This is a genomic window from Clostridioides sp. ES-S-0006-03 (genome assembly GCF_020662275.1).
Lineage (GTDB): Bacteria > Bacillota > Clostridia > Peptostreptococcales > Peptostreptococcaceae > Clostridioides.
Window position 1 is genome coordinate 80,260 of the sequence record NZ_JADGMM010000001.1, and the last position, 20,521, is coordinate 100,780.

General features: G+C 29.1%; 20 protein-coding genes. All 20 read left to right on the plus strand.

The features are described 5' to 3' along the window. Positions 1–8 precede the first annotated feature (8 nt). The 20 genes from IR151_RS00340 to IR151_RS00435 all read left to right on the plus strand — a co-directional run bounded on the left by IR151_RS00340 (position 9) and on the right by IR151_RS00435 (position 20,495). Positions 9–1,988, plus strand: a complete 1,980-nt coding sequence (locus tag IR151_RS00340) for a stage V sporulation protein D (RefSeq protein ID WP_227432408.1) — start codon at positions 9–11, stop codon at positions 1,986–1,988. Between the two features lie 168 nt (positions 1,989–2,156). Continuing rightward, positions 2,157–3,530: a UDP-N-acetylmuramoyl-tripeptide--D-alanyl-D-alanine ligase gene (locus IR151_RS00345; protein ID WP_227432409.1), complete on the plus strand. Its 1,374-nt coding sequence runs from the start codon at positions 2,157–2,159 to the stop codon at positions 3,528–3,530. 40 nt (positions 3,531–3,570) lie between these two features. Further along, positions 3,571–4,539 (plus strand): phospho-N-acetylmuramoyl-pentapeptide-transferase, encoded by a 969-nt coding sequence (mraY, locus tag IR151_RS00350; protein ID WP_227432410.1) that lies wholly within the window; start codon positions 3,571–3,573, stop codon positions 4,537–4,539. Positions 4,540–4,557: 18 nt separating this feature from the next. Further along, positions 4,558–5,913, plus strand: a complete 1,356-nt coding sequence (gene murD / locus IR151_RS00355; RefSeq protein WP_227432411.1) for a UDP-N-acetylmuramoyl-L-alanine--D-glutamate ligase — start codon at positions 4,558–4,560, stop codon at positions 5,911–5,913. A 51-nt stretch (positions 5,914–5,964) separates the two neighbouring features. After that, positions 5,965–7,095, plus strand: a complete 1,131-nt coding sequence (spoVE, locus tag IR151_RS00360; protein ID WP_227432412.1) for a stage V sporulation protein E — start codon at positions 5,965–5,967, stop codon at positions 7,093–7,095. 17 nt (positions 7,096–7,112) lie between these two features. Beyond that, positions 7,113–8,330, plus strand: a complete 1,218-nt coding sequence (murG, locus tag IR151_RS00365; protein ID WP_227432413.1) for an undecaprenyldiphospho-muramoylpentapeptide beta-N-acetylglucosaminyltransferase — start codon at positions 7,113–7,115, stop codon at positions 8,328–8,330. A gap of 269 nt (positions 8,331–8,599) precedes the next feature. Next, positions 8,600–9,340 carry a cell division protein FtsQ/DivIB gene (locus IR151_RS00370; RefSeq protein WP_227432414.1) on the plus strand — a complete coding sequence of 247 codons (741 nt, stop codon included), beginning with the start codon at positions 8,600–8,602 and terminating at the stop codon, positions 9,338–9,340. Positions 9,341–9,362: 22 nt separating this feature from the next. Further along, positions 9,363–10,061 (plus strand): DUF881 domain-containing protein, encoded by a 699-nt coding sequence (locus IR151_RS00375; RefSeq protein ID WP_227432415.1) that lies wholly within the window; start codon positions 9,363–9,365, stop codon positions 10,059–10,061. 4 nt (positions 10,062–10,065) lie between these two features. Further along, positions 10,066–10,740 (plus strand): DUF881 domain-containing protein, encoded by a 675-nt coding sequence (locus IR151_RS00380; RefSeq protein WP_227432416.1) that lies wholly within the window; start codon positions 10,066–10,068, stop codon positions 10,738–10,740. A 98-nt stretch (positions 10,741–10,838) separates the two neighbouring features. Next, positions 10,839–11,192 (plus strand): small basic family protein, encoded by a 354-nt coding sequence (locus IR151_RS00385; RefSeq protein ID WP_227432417.1) that lies wholly within the window; start codon positions 10,839–10,841, stop codon positions 11,190–11,192. 189 nt (positions 11,193–11,381) lie between these two features. Then, positions 11,382–12,542 carry a cell division protein FtsZ gene (gene ftsZ / locus IR151_RS00390; RefSeq protein ID WP_227432418.1) on the plus strand — a complete coding sequence of 387 codons (1,161 nt, stop codon included), beginning with the start codon at positions 11,382–11,384 and terminating at the stop codon, positions 12,540–12,542. A 261-nt stretch (positions 12,543–12,803) separates the two neighbouring features. Next, the gene (locus tag IR151_RS00395; protein WP_227432419.1) at positions 12,804–14,078 is read left to right on the plus strand and encodes an ABC transporter substrate-binding protein; all 1,275 of its coding nucleotides are present in this window, start codon (positions 12,804–12,806) and stop codon (positions 14,076–14,078) included. Between the two features lie 324 nt (positions 14,079–14,402). Continuing rightward, positions 14,403–15,248, plus strand: a complete 846-nt coding sequence (locus tag IR151_RS00400; RefSeq protein WP_227432420.1) for a sigma-E processing peptidase SpoIIGA — start codon at positions 14,403–14,405, stop codon at positions 15,246–15,248. A 24-nt stretch (positions 15,249–15,272) separates the two neighbouring features. After that, entirely contained in the window at positions 15,273–15,995 is a 723-nt protein-coding gene (gene sigE / locus IR151_RS00405) for an RNA polymerase sporulation sigma factor SigE (RefSeq protein WP_227432421.1), read from the plus strand. Positions 15,996–16,086: 91 nt separating this feature from the next. Beyond that, positions 16,087–16,860: an RNA polymerase sporulation sigma factor SigG gene (sigG, locus tag IR151_RS00410; RefSeq protein WP_169468424.1), complete on the plus strand. Its 774-nt coding sequence runs from the start codon at positions 16,087–16,089 to the stop codon at positions 16,858–16,860. Positions 16,861–16,964: 104 nt separating this feature from the next. Next, positions 16,965–17,228 carry a YlmC/YmxH family sporulation protein gene (locus IR151_RS00415; RefSeq protein ID WP_227432422.1) on the plus strand — a complete coding sequence of 88 codons (264 nt, stop codon included), beginning with the start codon at positions 16,965–16,967 and terminating at the stop codon, positions 17,226–17,228. Between the two features lie 21 nt (positions 17,229–17,249). Further along, entirely contained in the window at positions 17,250–17,711 is a 462-nt protein-coding gene (gene nrdR / locus IR151_RS00420; protein WP_227432423.1) for a transcriptional regulator NrdR, read from the plus strand. Next, positions 17,708–18,469, plus strand: a complete 762-nt coding sequence (gene pgeF, locus IR151_RS00425; RefSeq protein ID WP_413927340.1) for a peptidoglycan editing factor PgeF — start codon at positions 17,708–17,710, stop codon at positions 18,467–18,469. The genes nrdR and pgeF overlap by 4 nt, the downstream gene beginning before the upstream one ends. Before the next feature lie 14 nt (positions 18,470–18,483). Next, a complete protein-coding gene (locus tag IR151_RS00430) occupies positions 18,484–19,176 on the plus strand; it encodes a winged helix-turn-helix domain-containing protein (RefSeq protein WP_227432425.1) in 693 nt (230 codons plus the stop codon). A 29-nt stretch (positions 19,177–19,205) separates the two neighbouring features. Further along, positions 19,206–20,495 carry a HAMP domain-containing sensor histidine kinase gene (locus tag IR151_RS00435; protein ID WP_227432426.1) on the plus strand — a complete coding sequence of 430 codons (1,290 nt, stop codon included), beginning with the start codon at positions 19,206–19,208 and terminating at the stop codon, positions 20,493–20,495. Positions 20,496–20,521 lie beyond the last annotated feature (26 nt).

Below are 20,521 nucleotides of genomic sequence, written 5' to 3' on the forward strand. Positions count from 1 at the left end.
GAATAGGTTTGAGAAAAGTAAAAAGGATAAGCAAAAAAAGACTGGTACTTGTTCTTGTTTTAGCATGTGCACTGTTTTTTTGCCTTGTTATTAGGACTGGATACCTACAACTTATGAAAGGTAATTGGTTAAGTACAAAAGCATTAGAACAACAAACAAGAGATATACCTATAGAGCCTAAAAGAGGAACTATATATGATAGAAACATGAAAGAATTGGCAGTAAGTGTAACTAAATATACAGTTTGGTGCAAACCTGTAGAAGTTGAAGATAAAAAAGAAGCGGCTGAAAAAGTGGCTGAAATTTTGGACGAAGATTATAAAGATATTTATGCTTTAATAAGCAAAAAAAATATGGCTCTTGTAAAGGTCAAAAGATGGATAGATGATGATAAGGCAAGTAAAATAAGAGATGCTAAATTAGGTGGAATATGGGTAGCAGAAGACAATCAAAGATATTATCCTTATGGAAATTTTGCACCATATGTAATAGGTCATACTTCTTCAGATGCAACAGGGATATCTGGTATAGAAATGCAATATGATAAAAAATTAAAAGGAAAAGCTGGAAAATTAATAGTAAGTACTGATGCTTCAGGTAGAGAAATTCCACAAGGTATGGAAAAATATTATGAACCTGTTCAGGGGAATGGTCTTGTATTGTCTATAGATGAAGTAATCCAACATTATACTGAAAAAGCAGTACAAAAGGCTTATGAAATAAATAATGCAAAGAAAGTCACTGCAATAGCAATGAATCCTAAAACTGGCGATATACTTGCTCTAGCATCAAAACCAGATTATGACCCTAATGACTCAAGAACGCCAATATATCCATATTATCAAGAAGAACTTGAAAAATATAGCGATAAAGACAAAATAAAGGGTTATTATCAAATGTGGAGAAATCCAGCAGTAAGTGATACATATGAACCAGGTTCTACATTTAAACTTATTACATCTTCCAGTGCTCTTGAAGAAGGAGTAATAAAAGATGGTGAGAAATTCACATGTACAGGTAGTGTAACTGTAGGAGGAAGAAAGATTAAATGTTGGAGACACTATAGACCTCATGGAACACAAGAGTTTAAACAAGCAGTACAAAATTCTTGTAACCCTGTGTTTGTTGAATTAGGAAGTAGATTAGGTGTTGGTAAAATGTATGATTATATAGAATCTTTTGGTCTTATGAATAAGACAGGTATAGATTTACCAGGAGAAGCTAAAGGAATATTGTATAATGAAAAAAATGTAGGTCCAGTTGAGTTAGCTACAATATCATTTGGTCAATCAATATCAGTAACTCCAATACAACTTATAACAGCTATATCATCAATAGCAAATGGTGGAGATTTAATGCAACCAAGAGTAGTAAAATCTTATACTGATAACAAAGGTAATATAACTGAGACAGTAAAACCAAAAAAAGTAAGAAATGTTATATCTAAAGAAACATCTAAAAAAATGTTAGAAATTGCAGAGTCAGTTGTAACTGATGGTGGAGGAAAAATTGCATATATACCAGGATATAGACTAGGTGGGAAAACAGGTACAGCTCAAAAGGTTATAGATGGTAAATATGCTCAAGGAAAATATATATGTTCATTCGTGGGAATAGCACCTTGTGATGACCCACAAATTGTAGTTCTTGCTATTGTTGATGAGCCAACAGGAGTAAGTGCATTTGGTAGTACTACAGCAGGACCTATAGTAAAAGAAATAATGAATGATTCTCTAAAATATTTAGGGGTCAAACCAGTATATAAAGAAGAAGAAAAAGCTGAATATGAAAAGAAACAAGTCAAAGTACCAGATGTAAGAAATTTAAAAATTGGGGATGCAGTGAAAGCATTAGAAGATGCGAAGTTAAAACCAAATTTAGATACAGATATAGAAATTCCAAAGGATACAAAAGTAAAGGATGTTTTTCCAAAACCTGGAATAAAAGTTAATGAAGATTCAAGTATAACACTATATTTTGAAAACTAAAAAGTAACAGATAATTAACATATATCCATAAACATCTTCAAAAAAACAGAAATATAGTATATAATTATAAAGTTAAGAGTTATCGTAGGCAATGTATATGTAACGGTATACATTGCCTTTTGTTGCTAAGATAATATAGCTAATGTTTTTATAAGGAGGAGTTTGAGAATGGAGTGCTTAACAATAAAGGAGTTAGTACTTGCAACTAATGGAAAGTTAATATATGGAGATTATAATGACTGTGTAAGTGATATAGTTATAGATAGCAGGGAAGCAAATGCACAAAATGCATTTGTAGCCATAGTTGGAGAAAATTTAGATGGGCATACCTTTATAAAGTCTGCATATGATAGTGGATGCAAAACTTTTATAAAAAATGAAAGTAATGGAATAAAATTAGAAAGTTCGGATATAAATTTAATAGAGGTAAAAGATACAACTTTGGCTCTAGGAAATATTTCCAGATATTATAAAGAAAAATTTGACATTCCATTTATAGGTGTTACAGGTAGTGTAGGAAAAACAACTACTAGAGATATGATATATGCAGCTATTTCTGCAAAATTAAACATCTTGAAAAATGAAAAGAACCTAAATAATCATTTTGGGGTTCCTTTGACTTTGTTTAATTTAAATAAAGAACATGAGTGTGCTGTAATAGAAATGGGAATGTCTGGATTTAATGAAATAAAGTATTTGGTGGACATAGTAAATCCTAAAATTGCAGTTATATCAAATATAGGATTGTCACACATAGAAAACCTAGGTTCACAGGAAGGGATTTTAAAGGCAAAGCTGGAGATTGCTTCAAATTTTGATGATACAAATACTTTGATTGTAAATGGCGATGATAAATTTTTATCTACATTAAAAGAAAAAGAGCATGTATATAAGTTAAAAACATTTGGATTTAAGAAAGATAATGACATTTATTGTGAAGATTATACTATGGAAGAAGATAGTTTGACATTTACATGTGTCATAAATGGAAAAAAAGAGGAAATATTTATACCAACAATAGGAGAGCATAATATATATAATGCTATGTCGGCGATATTAGTTGGCATGAGTTTAAATATTTCTTTGGATTGTATAAAAACAGGTTTAAAAAACTTCAAAGGGACAAAAATGAGATTAGATATAATAAAAAATGAAAGATTAACAATAATTAATGACTCATATAATGCCAGTCCAGATTCTATGGAAGCAGCCTTGAAAATACTTGGTAGATATAAAGGTAGAAAAGTAGCAATACTTGGAGATATGCTTGAGATGGGTGAAATTTCAGAGTATGGTCATAGATTAGTTGGAAAATCATCTATGAATAATACTGATATCATAATAACTATAGGTGAAAACTCAGTGTTTATTGGAGACGAAGCAAAACGATTAGGATTCGATTCATCCAATATATATCACTTTAAAAATAGAGACGATGTATTTAATCGATTAGATGAATTAATAAAAACAGGAGACACTATTTTAGTGAAAGGCTCAAGAGGCATGAAATTAGAAAAAATAGTTGAATATCTAAATAAATAAGCTTAAACTAATGAGTTGATTGACAAGGGAGAGGAGTTTTATGATGTTAGGAATAACAGAGCTTACGTACACCGCATTGATTGCGTTTTTGATAGTAATTATAATAGGACCAATATTTATACCAATGCTTAGGAAATTTAAATTTGGTCAGACAGTTAGAGATGATGGACCTCAAACACATCTAGCTAAGAATGGAACACCTACTATGGGTGGAATTATAATGATTGTTGCAATTCTAATAACTGGACTTACAAGAGTAAAAGTTAGTCATGACATGGCAGTAGGTCTTATATGTATTGCTGGTTTTGGTTTTATTGGTTTTTTAGATGACTTTATAAAAATAAAGCTAAAAAGGTCACTTGGACTAAAAGCATATCAAAAAATAATCCTTCAAGTTGCATTATCTTTTTATGTTGCTTTTTATCAGTATACATCGTCATCAAGTGCTTCGCAACTTATGATACCATTTACAGATTTTGTAATAAATGTTGGAATACTATATATACCAATAATGATGTTTATAATAGTAGCAATAGTAAATGCTGTAAATTTAACTGATGGTCTAGATGGTCTAGCATCAGGAGTGACTTTAGTTGTTTCTGTATTTTTTATGTTGTTTGCAAGTTCAGTTGCAGGCAATACAGAAGTTGCAGTTTTAGCAGCAGCAACTGTTGGAGCATGTCTAGGCTTTTTAGGATTTAATTCATATCCAGCTAGAGTGTTTATGGGAGATACAGGTTCAATGGCATTAGGTGGTGCGGTTGTAGCATTTTCAGTTTTAACTAATTCAGTGCTTATAATACCTATAATTGGAGGCATTTATTTTGCAGAAGCTCTATCAGTTTTAATTCAAGTTGGATATTTTAAAGTAACTAGAAAGAGATTCTTTAAGATGGCTCCAATACACCATCATTTTGAACAATGTGGTTGGCCAGAAACAAGAGTTGTATTTGTTTTTTGGATTATTACAGTTGTTTTAGCTTGGATAAGTATAATAGCAGTATTTTAGGCCTAGGGGGAATAAAAAATGGACTTAAGTGGAAAAAAAGTTTTATTAGTAGGGCTTGCAAAAACTGGTATATCTACAATTAAACATTTAGATAAATTAGGAGCAAGTATAATTGTAAATGATATTAAAGATGAAAATAAATTAAAAAACATACTTGATGAATTAAAATCTATAAATGACATAGAATACATATTAGGATGCCATCCAGAGGCTGTAGACGATGTAGATATGGTTGTAGTATCTCCAGGAGTACCATTAGACTTGCCATTTATTTTGAAGCTAAAAAATTCAGGCAAGTATATAATTGGTGAGGTAGAATTAGCTTTTAAATTGTCAAATAATCCAACTTTTATAGGGATTACAGGTACAAATGGTAAGACAACTACAACTAGCTTAGTAGGAGAAATTTTTTCAAGTGCCAAAAAAGATACATATGTAGTTGGTAATATAGGGAATCCTGTAATAGATACTATAGAAACTTCAAATGAAGAATCTATACTTGTAACTGAACTGAGTAGTTTCCAACTTGAAAGTGTGGATGAATTTAGACCTAAAGTAAGTGCAATATTAAATATTACAGAAGATCATTTAAATAGACATCATACTATGGAAAAGTACATAGAAGCTAAATCAAAAATATTTATGAATCAAAATGATGAAGATTTTTGTATATTAAATTATGATGATGAAATAGTGAGAGGCCTAGCTGATAAATGTAATGCCAAAGTAATTTACTTTTCAAGAACTCATAGAGTAAATGGAGGAGTATATTTAGAAAATAATGACATAATAATAGATATAGAGGATAAGATTAAGTTTCTAAATAAAGATGATGTAAGTTTGCCTGGAGGCCATAATTTAGAAAATTGTATGGCAGCAATAGCAATAGCATATGTTTGTAAAGTAGATTTAGAAGTAATAAAAGATGTATTGATGACATTTAAAGGAGTTGAACACAGACAAGAGTTTGTAAGAAACTTAGATAATGTAATATATGTAAATGACTCAAAGGGAACTAATCCAGATTCTACTATAAAAGCTGTACAGTCTTATAATAGACCAATAGTGCTTATAGCAGGAGGAATGGATAAGGGAAGCAACTTTGATGAACTTCTTGAAATTGCAAAATCATATGTTAAATCATTAATCTTATTAGGAGAAACTGCACCAAAGATAGAAAATTGTGCTAAAAATAAAGGATTTAATGACATACATATAGTAAAAGATATGGAGGAAGCAGTTAAGACTTCTCATGAGATTTCAAAAAATGGAGATATAGTGCTTCTTTCACCAGCTTGTGCAAGTTGGGATATGTATGAAAGTTTTGAAGTAAGAGGAAAAGACTTCAAAGATAATGTAAACAATTTAAAATAATCTCTTACCTCTAAACTTACTTAGATGGAAGAATGGAGGTAGATTAGTTGGATGCCTAAAGAAAATTTGAAAAAACAAATTGACATAAGGATGAAGACTGAATTTGATGGAGTAGTATTTTATACTACTATGCTTTTAGTATTTGTAGGAATAGTTATGGTGTTTAGTGCAAGTTTTATACAATCTTCATTTAAACACAATGATGCATACTATTTTCTAAAGAAAAATGTAATATATGCTATACTAGGATTTATAGTTATGATTATTACATCTAGAATAGACTATAATTTTTGGAAGAAAAATGCTACAGCAATTGGAGCTATAGCAGTAGTATTATTATTGTTGGTTTTAACTCCTTTGGGAATAGAAGCAAACGGAGCAAAAAGATGGTTAGGGATAGGTGCTTTAACATTTCAGCCTGCAGAAATTGCAAAGTTTGCTACAATAATATTAACTGCAAAATTGATTGAGAAAAATTATGATAAAATAAAATCTTTGACAAAAGGTGTTGTACCACTTCTCGTAGTTCCAGGAATATTTTTTGCGTTGATAATACTTCAACCAAATTTGTCAACAGCAGGTACTGTAATTCTAGTTACATTTGTAATGATATTTGTTGCTGGAATGGATATGAAAATTGTATTTGCTATGATAGGAAGTGGGGCTGCTTTATTTGCTGCATTAGTAATTGCTGAACCGTATAGACTTAGTCGTGTTACATCTTTTTTAGACCCATTTCAAGACCCACTTGGTAAGGGGTATCAGGTAATACAAGGTTTATATGCATTAGGTTCAGGAGGACTGTTTGGTTTAGGCTTAGGAAAGAGTAAGCAAAAGTATTTTTATATACCAGAGCCACAAAATGACTTTATATTTGCTATAATAGGAGAAGAGTTAGGATTAATTGGTTGTATAATAGTTATAATGCTATTTGTAGCCTTAGTCTACAGATGTGTAAGAATAGCTTTGAAGACTTCTAATGTATTTGCTTGTATGGTTGTCATAGGTATAGGGGCACAAATTGGAATACAAGCAGCTTTAAATATAGCAGTTGCAACATCATCAATGCCAGCTACAGGTGTAGCACTACCATTTATAAGTTATGGAGGTACCTCACTCACCATCTTTATGGGGGCTGTAGGTATAGTGTTGAACATCTCAAAGCATGTCAAAATTAATTAACAGGAGATGATGATTTGATGAAAGTTTTATTATCAGGCGGTGGAACTGGAGGACACGTATATCCAGCTATAGCTATTGCTAACAAAATAAGAGATGAACATCCAGACGCCGAGATAATGTTTGTTGGGACGGAAAAAGGAATAGAATCAGAAATAGTTCCTAAGTATGGATTTGAATTGAAAACTGTAACAGTACAAGGATTTAAGAGAAAAATAGACTTCGATAATGTAAAAAGAGTTTTTAAGCTTTTTAAAGGATTGGAACAATCAAGAAAAATTGTTAAAAAATTTAAGCCAGATGTAGTCATAGGAACTGGTGGATATGTCAGTGGACCTGTTTTATTTAATGCGTCTATGGGAAAAATACCAGCTATAATACATGAGCAAAATTCTTTTCCTGGGGTAACTAATAAGATTTTATCTAAAACAGTTACAAAGGTACTTACAAGTTTTGAAGATTCACATAAAAGATTCCCTGAGGCAGCAGAAGAAAAATTAGTTTTTACAGGAAATCCAGTTAGAAAAGAAATTTTGTTATCAAGAAAAAATATCGCAAGAAAAAATTTAGGAATAAGTGAAGAGAAAAAAATGGTACTTTGCTACGGTGGTAGTGGAGGTTCAAGAAAAATAAATGATGCAATGAGACTTGTCATTAAAAATATGGTAAATGAAGATATAGCTTTTATATTTGCAACAGGAAAAAGCTATTATGAAGAATTTATGGAAAGTATCAGTAATATAAATCTTAAACCATACCAAAAAGTAGTACCTTATTTAGAAGATATGGCAAATGCACTTGCAGCAAGTGATTTAGTTATAGGTAGTGCAGGAGCAATTTCATTAGCTGAAATAACAGCTCTTGGCAAACCTTCTATAATAATACCTAAAGCATATACTGCTGAAAATCATCAAGAGTACAATGCTAAGAGTATAGAGAAGCAAGGGGCAGGGGTTGCAATCTTGGAAAAAAACGTAACTCCAGAAAGCCTGAATACAGCCGTATTTAAACTTTTAGGAGATAGAGAACTTCTAGTTGATATGGCAAATGCAAGTAAAACTATAGGTAGACCTGAGGCTATAGACCTTATATATGATGAGATAATAAAGGTATATAACTCAACACAAAAATCAACAGCTAAGAAACCAAAAAAAGAAAAAGCTATTGAGGAAGTAAAGAAAGAAGCAGCTCCAAGTATAGAAGGTCAGGCTAAAGTAATAGGAATAAAGAAACGATAAATAAATATTTACCCCTAATTTATAATATATTAGATTTTCTAAATTATTCTAAATTAGGGGTTTATTTATGTGTATATAAGTTTTAAGTTATAAAATACATATAGTATTTTATATTTATTTTGATGAAATATCAATTTAATCCTCTTTTTTAATGTTTTATTAGATTGTTTTGTAAGAAAATGAGAAAATTTGACTTTAAATATTATATTTTTTTTGTAGGGAATATAAACTCGAAAGGTGTATTTATTAACCAAAGGGGTTGATTGTATTTGAAGAGGAGAAAGAAGCTAAATACGAATAATGTTATGATAGTTTTAGTTTTTATACTTATGCTATCTTTTGGGATATGTATTATTGTAGGGAGTGATTTATTTGATGTAAATAGGATAGATGTGATTGGAAATAAAAGAGTCACCAAGTCAAATATAATGAAATCGTTAAATGTAAGTTCACATGAAAATATATTTGCATACAATTTTAAAGACATGAAAAGTAAGCTTATGAAAAATCCGTATATAGAAGATGTAGAAATAAAAAGGAAACTTCCAAATAAGATAATTATAAGCTTAAAAGAAAAAGAAATTTTTGCGGTATTAAAGGATGAAGATAACTATTGTTATATAGATAAAAAAGGGAACTTATTAGAGGAATTAAAAGGCACTAATGAAAGTAAAAATGATTTGATAGTGGAAGTAGATTATAGTATTAATGATACAAAATCAATAAAATTTAAAAATTATAAAACTAAAGAGAGTGTATTTAAGACTTTAAATTATTTAAAAGAAGAAGGTATTTATAGAAAAATAAATTATGTAAACTTTAAAAAAGAAGGGAATGTAGATATGCTTACGAGAAGCAATATAAAAATCTTACTTTCTAATGATGATAACTTAGATTATAATATATCTAGGGTAAATAAAATTTTGATTGACCTGCAAAATAAAAATACCAATGGTGGGACTATAAATCTAAATTATGGAAAGCTAGCTGTATATAGTCCAGAAGGATAGACAATTGTAAGGAAGTGATATTTTGAAAAAAAGGTTTATAAATAAGAGTATAATTATAGGAAGTATTGTATTGGGAGTTCTCGTTAGTTTACAACTAAAAATTATTAATATAGAAAATAGAGGAATGACGACTTTTAAGAGAGGCGAGCAACTTACAGAAGAACTTAAATCTCTAAAAAAAGAAAAAGAAAATCTTCAATCAGAAATTAATAGTGTAAAAAAAGATATAGAGACATATAGAGGTAAAAGTGAAAAAGGAGAGCAAGATATACTTAAATCAGAAATAGAAAAATATGAAACTTTAGCTGGATATACAGATGTAGAAGGAAAAGGTATTGAAGTTGAAATAAATTCTACAAAAACTTTAGGAAGCTTTGATAAAAATGACAGTATACTATATAATTATGATTTATTACTGTCAATGATAAATAAATTAAATTCAGCACAAGCAAGTGCCATATCTATAAATAATCAAAGAGTAGTTTCAAATACATATATGTATTTGAAAGAAGATAAACTTTATATGAATGACACTGTTATAAAGGAGCCAATTACAATAAAGGCAATTGGTGATTCTGATACATTAGCTTCTGCGCTCAATATAAAGTATGGTATTGTCTGGGAAATAGAAACGTATTATAATGCAAAGGTAAAAGTAATTAAAGAAGATAATGTAAAAATAAATGGACATGGTGATACAGATAAAGTAGAGAGGAAATAATAATATGAAAAAGAAAATGATTATATTAGGAGCATTCATATTAGGCATTTTCATATCAACTTATATAAAATCACTGAACCCAAATAAAGTGTATATAACATTGAGCCAGACTAAAAATATTGAAAGTGAGATAGAAAATACAAATAAGGAAATAAAAAATCTAAAAGAAGCTCTTAAAAGTAACAAAAAGACTTTAGATGAATATAAGCAAGCAGAAAATAATGGAAATGAATCTATTCAAACATTAATGAAAAAAGAACTTGAAGAAGTTAAAGAGTTAAGTGGTTATTCAGCTGTCACAGGTCCAGGAATAACTATTACTATGAAGGATAGTGAAAGAGAATTAAAAGATGGACAAAATCCAAACGACCTGATTATACATGATATTGACATTCTAAGAGTTTTAAATGATTTGAAAAAAGCAGGTGCAAAAGCAATATCTATAAATGGAGAAAGAGTATTGTCAACAAGTAAGATAAAATGTTCAGGAGCAACTATTACAGTGAATGATACTACATATGGACAACCATTTATAATAAAAGCTATAGGAGATATAGATTTATTGAGTGCAGCTATAAATTCTCCAGAATCATATGCTAAATCTCTAAAGGATATATATGGGATTAATATAAAAATAGAGGAAAATAATGGAAATAGAGTGAATTTATTTGCAAAATAAAACGAAAAATACAAAAAAATAAAGAAAAAATAAAAAAAATTAATAAAAAGGATTGTAATATAGTTGTGTTTCAAAGTAAAATAAAGAGGTGAGGATTTATGATATGGATTTTAGGAGGATTGGCATTTGGTGTGGTAGTAGGTTACTACATTCCATTTACATATTCTATGGATTATTCGATATATATGTCAGTAGCTATTCTTGCAATAATGGATTCTATATTTGGAGCTATAAAATCCAGTTTTGAAGATAACTATGATAATGTAATTTTTGTTACTGGTTTCATAGGTAATGCTATCTTGGCTATATTATTGACTTATATAGGAGAAAAGTTGGGAATTTCACTTTACTACGTGGCAGTATTAGTTTTTGGGATGAGACTATTTAATAATTTATCTATAATTAGACGTTATATCATTGCCAATATTATGAATAAAAAACATAAAAATTAAAGAACTTTTGAGATATACATAAAATATTTTATACTTAAAGAGTAATATTTGACAATATAAGTAAGAAAATTAAAAAGGAAAATTTACGTTTTTGTGGAATATGTTACTTAAAGGTTAACAAAATAAAAGAAGAAAATGATATAATTAATACATACGATAACTTTGAATCATGAGATAAGGGGGTTTATGATGCTAAACTTTGACGTAGAATTAGAAGAATGTGCACAAATTAAAGTAATAGGTGTAGGTGGCGGTGGAAACAATGCTGTCAATAGAATGGTAGAAGCTCAACTTAAAGGCGTTGAATTTATATCAGTAAATACAGATAAACAAGCTTTATATACATCAAAGGCTGAATATAAAGTTCAAATAGGAGAAAAATTAACTAGAGGACTTGGTGCAGGAGCTAATCCAGAAGTAGGAAAAAGAGCTGCAGAAGAAAGTAAAGATGAAATAGTAAAACTACTTCAAGGAGCTGATATGGTATTTGTTACAGCTGGAATGGGTGGTGGTACTGGTACAGGAGCTGCCCCAGTAGTTGCAGGCCTAGCTAAAGAAATGGGTATCCTTACAGTAGGTGTAGTTACAAAACCTTTTGCATTTGAAGGTAAGATAAGAATGAAAAATGCTGAAGGTGGAATAGCTGAGCTTAAGTCAAAGGTAGATACTCTTATAACAATACCAAATGATAGACTTTTACAAATAGTACAAAAGAATACTTCAATGCTGGATGCTTTTGCAGTTGCAGACGATGTGTTAAAACAAGGTATACAATCAATTTCTGACCTTATAGCAGTTGAAGGATTAATAAACTTAGACTTTGCAGATGTTACTACTATAATGAAAGATAAAGGTCTTGCTCATATGGGTATAGGTAGTGCTAGTGGAGAAACTAGAGCTATAGATGCTGCTAGACAAGCTATCCAATCACCACTTTTAGAAACATCAATACAAGGAGCAAAAGGAGTACTTCTTAATGTTACAGGTGGTCCTAACTTAGGATTATTTGAAGTTAATGAAGCATCTACTTTAGTTATGGAATCTTGTGACCCAGAAGCAAATGTTATATTTGGTGCTTCTATAAAAGAAGATTTAGGCGATGAAATAATGATTACAGTAATCGCAACAGGATTTGAAGGTTTACAAGGTGGGATTTTAGATTTGGATACTAAGCCTAAATCAAGTATAAGGTCTTCTCTGAATACAACTGTAAAACAAGTTGTAAAAGAAATAGAAGAAGAAGAAATTGTGGTTGAAGAAAAGATAGAAGCTCCTAAAAAGGCAAGTATAATAGAAGAAGATGATGATGAGAGCATGGAAATACCTACATTTTTAAGAAGAAGAAGATAATATGTAAACTTATAAAGAAGTCAATAGACTTCTTTTTATTTTTTGTACTTTAATCTCCTATTTTTTTTAACATATTTTAATATCAAAAAAAATAGGAGATTAAAGTTTTTTCTACTGAGTATAGAAAAAAATGATAGTTATATAAATGGTTATAGTTTTTTATAATTAGACAATGACATTTTTATTTGGTAATATTAAACCTGAATTGAATTGTAAAAATTTGAGGAAAAAGAGAAATTAAAGTCTGAAAGGGGATTAAGTATGATTAAGCTAAAAAAAATTCTTTCTTTAGCCATGGTTGCTATTTTGTCAACATCACTTCTTGCTGGATGTACAAAAAAAGAAGAATCTAAAGGCAAAGATGGCAAAGAAAAATTAGTTGTATGGTCTGCACCGTTAACAGATCATGATGCAGATGCATGGAAACCAATACTTGAGAAATTTGAAAAGGAAAATAACTGTGAAATTGAATTCCAAATAGTACCATGGGATAATTATGCAGAAAAATATGCTACTGCAATCAGTGCAGGTGAGGGGCCAGATATAGGGTATATGTATGCAGAAATGTTTCCTCAATTTATAGAAATGGGAGCAGTTGAAGATTTAACTCCTTATTTAGAAAAATCAGGAACTTCAGATAATTATTTATACTTAGATAATGCAAAAATGATGGGTGGAATTTACGGTTTACCTATAGAAGCTGCTAATCCAGGTGTATTATACTATAATAAAGATATACTAGAAAAATTGGGAGAAAAACCTCCTAAAACGTGGGAAGATTTTAAAAGAATATGTGAAAAAGCAACAAAAGATACTGATGGAGATGGAAAAATAGACCAATGGGGTCTTGCACAAGGTTGGGGTTCTAAAGTGTTTGGTAGTTTGAACTGGAACTGGTATCCATATCTATGGCAAGCTGGTGGAGATATATATAATGATGATTTAAAATCAGTTAAATTTAACAATAAAGAAGGATTAAAAGCTGCAAACTTTATAAATGATATGAAAAAATATATACCAGATAATGCTTTATCAAAAGACAGTAATGAGATGGTTGAAAGTGTATTTGGACCAGGAAAAGCTGCATTTACTATAATGCTGTCTTCTGCTGCTACAAGTACTTTTGATAAATCATTCCCAGACTTAAACTGGGGATATGTAACTTCATTAGAAGATAAAACAGTTGGTAGTTTTGCCTCAGTAGATGATTTAACTTTAATGTCAGCGTGTAAAAACAAAGAACTTGGATTTAAACTTCTTGAATATATGTTAAGCAAAGACTCAATGGAAGCTTTCCATAAAGAGATACCAAGAGCACCAGTTGCTAAAGGTGAAAAATATCAAGGAGATCCAAGATTTGAAGAAATGGTAACAAAAGATAAAAATATGTACAGACCATTAACAGTTGGACCTCATGGAGTAGAAATATATGAACACTTATGGAAACAACTTCAAATGATGATAGCTGGAGACAAAACTCCAGAACAAGCACTAAACGAATCTGCAAAATATGCAAATGAATTGTTAGCACAATAATTTAATTTTATATTTGATTTATAGACTATGCAATTTAATTTTATACAAGTAAACGATTTACTTGCTATATTATTAAGTCGCATAGTCTTTTTTTATGGAAATATTCCAAAGGTAGAGTTGAATAACTTCTACCTAGATATATTGAATTCTACAAAAAAGTCTATTTCTTTGATGCTAAAAAAATATCTTTTGACGACATAAAGTATAAGACATATATCATTGTTATTTTTAAATAGAATTTGTTTTGGATTCGACTGTCAAAAGTGACATAAAATTTTGTACATACTATCTTATAATATGTTTAAAGGTTTTAAGGGGGGATACATGGTGTATATTGAGTACTATGTTATAGAAAACCTAGTAATAAATTATATTATTATAAGTTGTACTTCTATTCTTACTAAAAAATATAATCCTAGAAAAAATAAGTTGCTGGGGGCTAGTTTAGGAGGAGCCTACTCTGTTGCTTATTTATACCCATCAATGGATATACTATTTACAGTGCCATTTAAAATAATAATCATGAGTATTATAACTTTAATTTCATTTAGGACTAAGAGCAAAAAAGATTATGCTCATGTAGCATTAGTTTTTTATTTAGTAAATATTTTTATTTCTGGAAGTACTTATTTTGTAATTTATTTTACAGGAATAAGCCATTTAAAAATATCTTTTTTAATTGCATGTACTTATGTAAGTTGTGAACTATTAAAGTACATTTACAAAGACTTGAAGATGCTTAAATACATCAAAGAGCTTACGAAGACCATAAATATAAACTTATTAGAAAAAAGCTTTTGCTGTAAGGCATTAGTTGATAGTGGAAATTTATTAAAAGACCCAATAAGTCAAAGTGATGTAATAATAGTCAAATCAAGTGTATTAGAAGGATTGATTCCAGAAAATCTATTAAATATTAACTATGAAGATATAGATATGAAAAAAGCTCAGGAAATTATATGTAGTTTAGATGACAGAACTTCAGGGAGAGTTAGAATAATACCTTATAAACATGCTGGAAGTAATAAGACAAGCATAATAATTGGTCTAAAAGCTGATTATGTAGAGGTAGATGAGCAAAAGATAGGAAATATAATACTTGGTATTTCAAATTTTAATGATAGAGAATATGGGGCAATAATGAATCCAAATATATTGCCTGGATTCTAGCTAAAAATTTAAGGGGGACAAAGGATGTTACGATTAAAAGAAAGAATCATAAGCTTTATTACGATGTTAGGTATTAAATTAAAAATAATAAAGCCAAAAGGAATATACTATATGGGTGGAGCCAATATTCTTCCTCCACCACTAAAACCAGCAGAAGAAATGGAACTTTTGCAAAAGCTAGAAACTGATGAAACCGTAAAATCAATTTTAATAGAAAGAAATTTGAGATTAGTAGTCTACATATCAAGAAAATTTGAAAATACAGGGATAGATGTAGAGGATTTAATTTCTATAGGGACTATAGGTTTGATAAAGGCAGTCAATACTTTTAAATTAAATAAAAATATAAAATTAGCAACCTATGCTTCGAGATGTATAGAAAATGAAATACTAATGTATCTAAGAAAAAATAATAAAAAGAAAACGGAGGTATCATTTGATGAGCCTTTAAATATAGACTTAGATGGAAATGAACTTCTATTATCAGATGTTTTAGGTACAGAAAATGATGAAATATATAAAATAATCGAAGAAGAAATAGATAGAGATTTATTGGTTATGGCACTTGACAGATTAAGTGACAGAGAAAAGCAAATTATGGAATTAAGGTTTGGACTTATAGATAAAGGTATTGAAAAAACACAAAAGGAAGTTGCTGGAATGCTTGGAATATCTCAATCCTACATATCTAGACTTGAAAAGAAAATAATTTCAAGATTACAAAAAGAAATGAAAAAATTTGTATAATGCTAAATTAATTCTTCTTAAAAAGTATAAAAAAATTGGAAATGTAAATAATTTCAATAGATGAATACTTTTTGAGAGAGGACTGAAATGTATGCAAGTTAATAAGGTTGAAATATGTGGTGTTAATACATCTGAACTTCCAGTTCTTAAAAATAAGCAAATGAAGGAACTTTTATTACAAATAAAAAGTGGTGATGAAGAAGCCAGACAACAATTTGTAAGAGGAAATTTAAGGTTAGTCTTGAGTGTAATAAAAAAATTTAACAACAGAGGAGAAAATATAGACGATTTATTTCAAATAGGTTGTATTGGTCTTATAAAAGCTATAGATAATTTTGATTTAAGTCAAAATGTCAGATTTTCAACTTATGCTGTTCCTATGATTATAGGAGAAATTAGAAGATACTTAAGAGACAATAATCCAATCAGAGTTAGTAGATCATTAAAAGATATAGCATATAAGGCACTACAAGTTAGAGAAAGATTAATTAGAACAAATTCAAAAGAACCAACAGTATCAGAAATAGCAAAGGAATTAGAATTAGAAGTAGAGTCAGTTGTAATGGCACTTGATGCTATACAAGATCCAATATCTTTATTTGACCCAGTATATCAAGATAATGGAGATGCCATATTTGTAATGGATCAGGTTCAAGACAAAAAAGATACTGATGAAAACTGGTTGCAAGAAATATCACTTAAGGAAGCTATTAAAAAATTAAATAGTAGAGAAAAGTTGGTATTAGATTTAAGATTTTACAAAGGAAGAACTCAGATAGAAGTTGCTGATGAAATCGGTATATCTCAAGCACAAGTATCAAGAATTGAAAAAAATGCTTTAAAAAATATGAGAAAGTATGTATAAGTAATCCATGGAATGTAAACATAATTTTAAATTTAAATGACCTATATAGGTCATTTTTTTTTATCCAAATACATATTTATTTTTAAAGGAAGGGTGAGTATAATATGATTAGAGTTTCTGATATAATGGAAAAAGAAATTATAAATGTAAAAAATGGAAAAAGGATGGGTTTCATAATCGACATAGATATGGATATTCATGAGGGAAAAGTAGTCTCATTTACCATTTTTGGAGATGGAAGTAGAAGTTTTTTTTCAAGAGGAGGGGATGAAGAAGTTATATTTTGGAATGATATACTTAAAATAGGTTGTGATACAATAATAGTAAATATAGGTTCAGAATTAAGCTTAGATGAATTTGATATATAGCTAAACAAAGGAGGAATACAGATGCAATGTCCTTATTGCAATTATAAAGAATCAAAGGTAATAGATTCTAGACATACAGATTTAAAATCTATTAGAAGAAGACGTGAATGTGAATTATGTAAAAAGAGATTTACTACTTATGAAAAAATAGAAACTACTCCTTTAATGGTTATTAAAAAAGATAATAGTAGAGAGTATTTTGATAGAGAAAAAATAAAATATGGACTATTAAAGGCATGTGAAAAAAGACCTGTATCTGTTGAAGATATTGAGAATATAGTTGTACATATTGAAAATGAAATAAATAAATGCTTTATAGAAGAAATCGAAACCAAAAGAATTGGTGAAATGGTAATGGATAAATTGAAAGATTTAGATGAAGTTGCCTATGTAAGATTTGCTTCTGTGTATAGACAATTTAAAGATATAAATACTTTTGTAAATGAACTTAAAAGTATACTAATAGAAAAAGGAGACAAATGATGAAAGATTATATAAATCTAAAAAGTGTAGAAGATATTAAAGAGTATGTTAACTTAAGTAGCAATTGTAAAGAAATTGATGAAAAATTAAATTCTATAAATCTAGTTATAACTTGTAAAAATATAGATGCAAAAAGTAAAGAAGACATGTTAAGGGTTTGCAAGGAATGCGATTTAATGTTTGAAAATTTAACTAGTAATTCTCAAATACATTCAGACATAGTTAACATAGTTAGTAGAGAGAATATAGGACAAAAAATAGAAGGAGATGCACTTATAACAAACTTAGAGAAAGTACCACTTTTATTGTTTACAGCAGATTGCGTACCTATATCAATTATAGATGCTAAAAATAAAGCCATAGGACTGGCACATGCTGGCTGGAAAGGTACTTTTAGTAATATAGGTCACAAAACAATAAAATTGATGTCTGAGACTTATAAAACAGCTCCTGAAGATTTGATATGTATAATTGGACCATCAATTGGACCTTGTTGTTATGAAGTTTCTGAGGAGTTAGTAGAAAAATTTAACACAATTCTTACAAATAATGATGAAAAGTTCTATATAATAAAAGAGGGAAGTTACTATTTAGATTTATGGAAAATTAATGAGTATATGCTGAGATGTAGTGGAGTCAAAAAAGAAAATATAATAAATTTAAATCTATGCACTAGTTGTAGAGCAGATGAATTCCACTCTTATAGAAAACATAATAAGGCATCAGAGCGAATAGGAACGGTACTACAGATAAAATAGAGAGGAGCTTTTTAATGAATACTAAAGTGCTTGTTATAGACGATGAAATGCATATAGTTGAGCTATTAAAATTCAATTTGGAGGTGTCAAACTACGAAGTTAGTTATTCATATGATGGATTTGATGGATTTATAAAAGCTAAGGAAGTTAAACCAGATTTAATACTTTTAGATTGGATGCTACCAAATATAAGTGGAATAGAAGTATTGAGAAAAATAAGAAGTGATAAAGACTTGAAAAATATTCCTGTTATAATGCTTACTGCTAAAAATATGGAAAATGACAAGGTTGAAGGGCTTGAAGTAGGTGCTGATGATTATATAACCAAGCCATTTAGTATAAAAGAATTGTTAGCTAGGGTTAGCTCTGTTTTAAGAAGATATAACTTAACTAGTACAGGCGAAGAAAATAATATACTTACCACAGGTAATTTAAAACTAGATTTATCAAAACATGAAGTTACTAAAGGTTCTGAAAAGATAGAGTTAACACTTAAAGAGTTTGAACTGTTAAAATTATTAATTCAGAATAAAGGTAAAGTACTTTCAAGAAACTATCTTTTAGATAAAATATGGGGCTATGAATACTATGGAGAAACTAGAACAGTAGATGTCCATATAAGATATTTAAGAAAAAAAATAGAAGATGAAGATAAATCAGAAAAATATATAGAAACTATAAGAGGTGTAGGATACAAAATAGATTAGAAAAAGTTATATTTTAGGAGTGTTATCTTGTGGAAGAATTAAATAGCATATATTTTTTTATTGTTATGTTGTCTATAGCCATTGTAATATTGTCTGTAAGATATACAGTAACACTGAGAAAATATTTAAAAGAGTTTATATACGTTTCAAAAAAAGTAAGTAACAAGGAATTTCATGCTAGGTTGAATATATCAGCTAAAGGCGAATTAGGCGAATTAGCCAGAAATTTTAATCATATGATAAAAAATATGGATGATACATTGGAAGAAGTACAATATAAACATTTACAATTAAGGTCTATATTAAAGAGTATATCTCATGGAATTTTAGCTATAGATGTAAATGGAAACATATTATTGATAAATGATGAAGCTAAAGAAATGATAAAGAGTGAACCAAACAAACTAGTTGAAGGACATAATATCAATGCTGTAATAAAAGAAGAAGAAATATTAAAGCAGATACTTCAATTTATAGGTTCTAAAGAAAATGAAACTGCAAAGATTACTACTAAAGATGATATAGTATACAAAATAAAAGTGGATCCAGTTTATCTTCAAAATACCAATAATGTAATAATTGGCTCAATAGTAAACATAGAAGATATTACTAAAAAAGTGAAGCTTGAAAATATGAGAAGTGATTTTGTTGCTAATGTAAGTCATGAACTTAAAACACCACTTACATCTATAAGTGGATTTGTTGAAACGTTAAAATCCAATGAAAATATAGATGCAAACACTAGAAATAGGTTTTTGGAAATAATAGAAAGTGAATCAGACAGATTAAAAAGATTGATTGACGACATATTATTATTATCATTTGTAGAAAATAAAGACACTCTTCTAATGGAAGATGTTGTAATATACGATGTATTTAGAGAAGTATATGAAATAACTCAACGTTCAGCTAGTGAAAAAAACATAGAAGTTTTATATAAATGTGATGATAAATCAATAAACATACTTTCTAATAGAGATTATATCAAACAAGTATTTTTAAATTTAGTTGATAATGCTATAAAATATACTCAAGATAATGGTATTGTACAAGTGGTAGTTTTAAAAGATGAAGAAAAAATAATAATCAAAGTTATAGATAATGGTGTTGGAATACCAAAAGAAGATGTAGAACGTATCTTTGAACGCTTCTATAGAGTAGATAAAGCAAGAAGTAGAGATGTAGGAGGAACGGGTTTAGGATTGGCTATAACGAAGCATATAGTCAAATCATTAAATGGATGTATAAAAGTAAAAAGTGAACTTGGTATTGGTAGCGAATTTATTGTTACAATCCTACAAAAAAATTTCCTTAAATAGAAGGAAATTTTTTTTGTTTTTTGCAC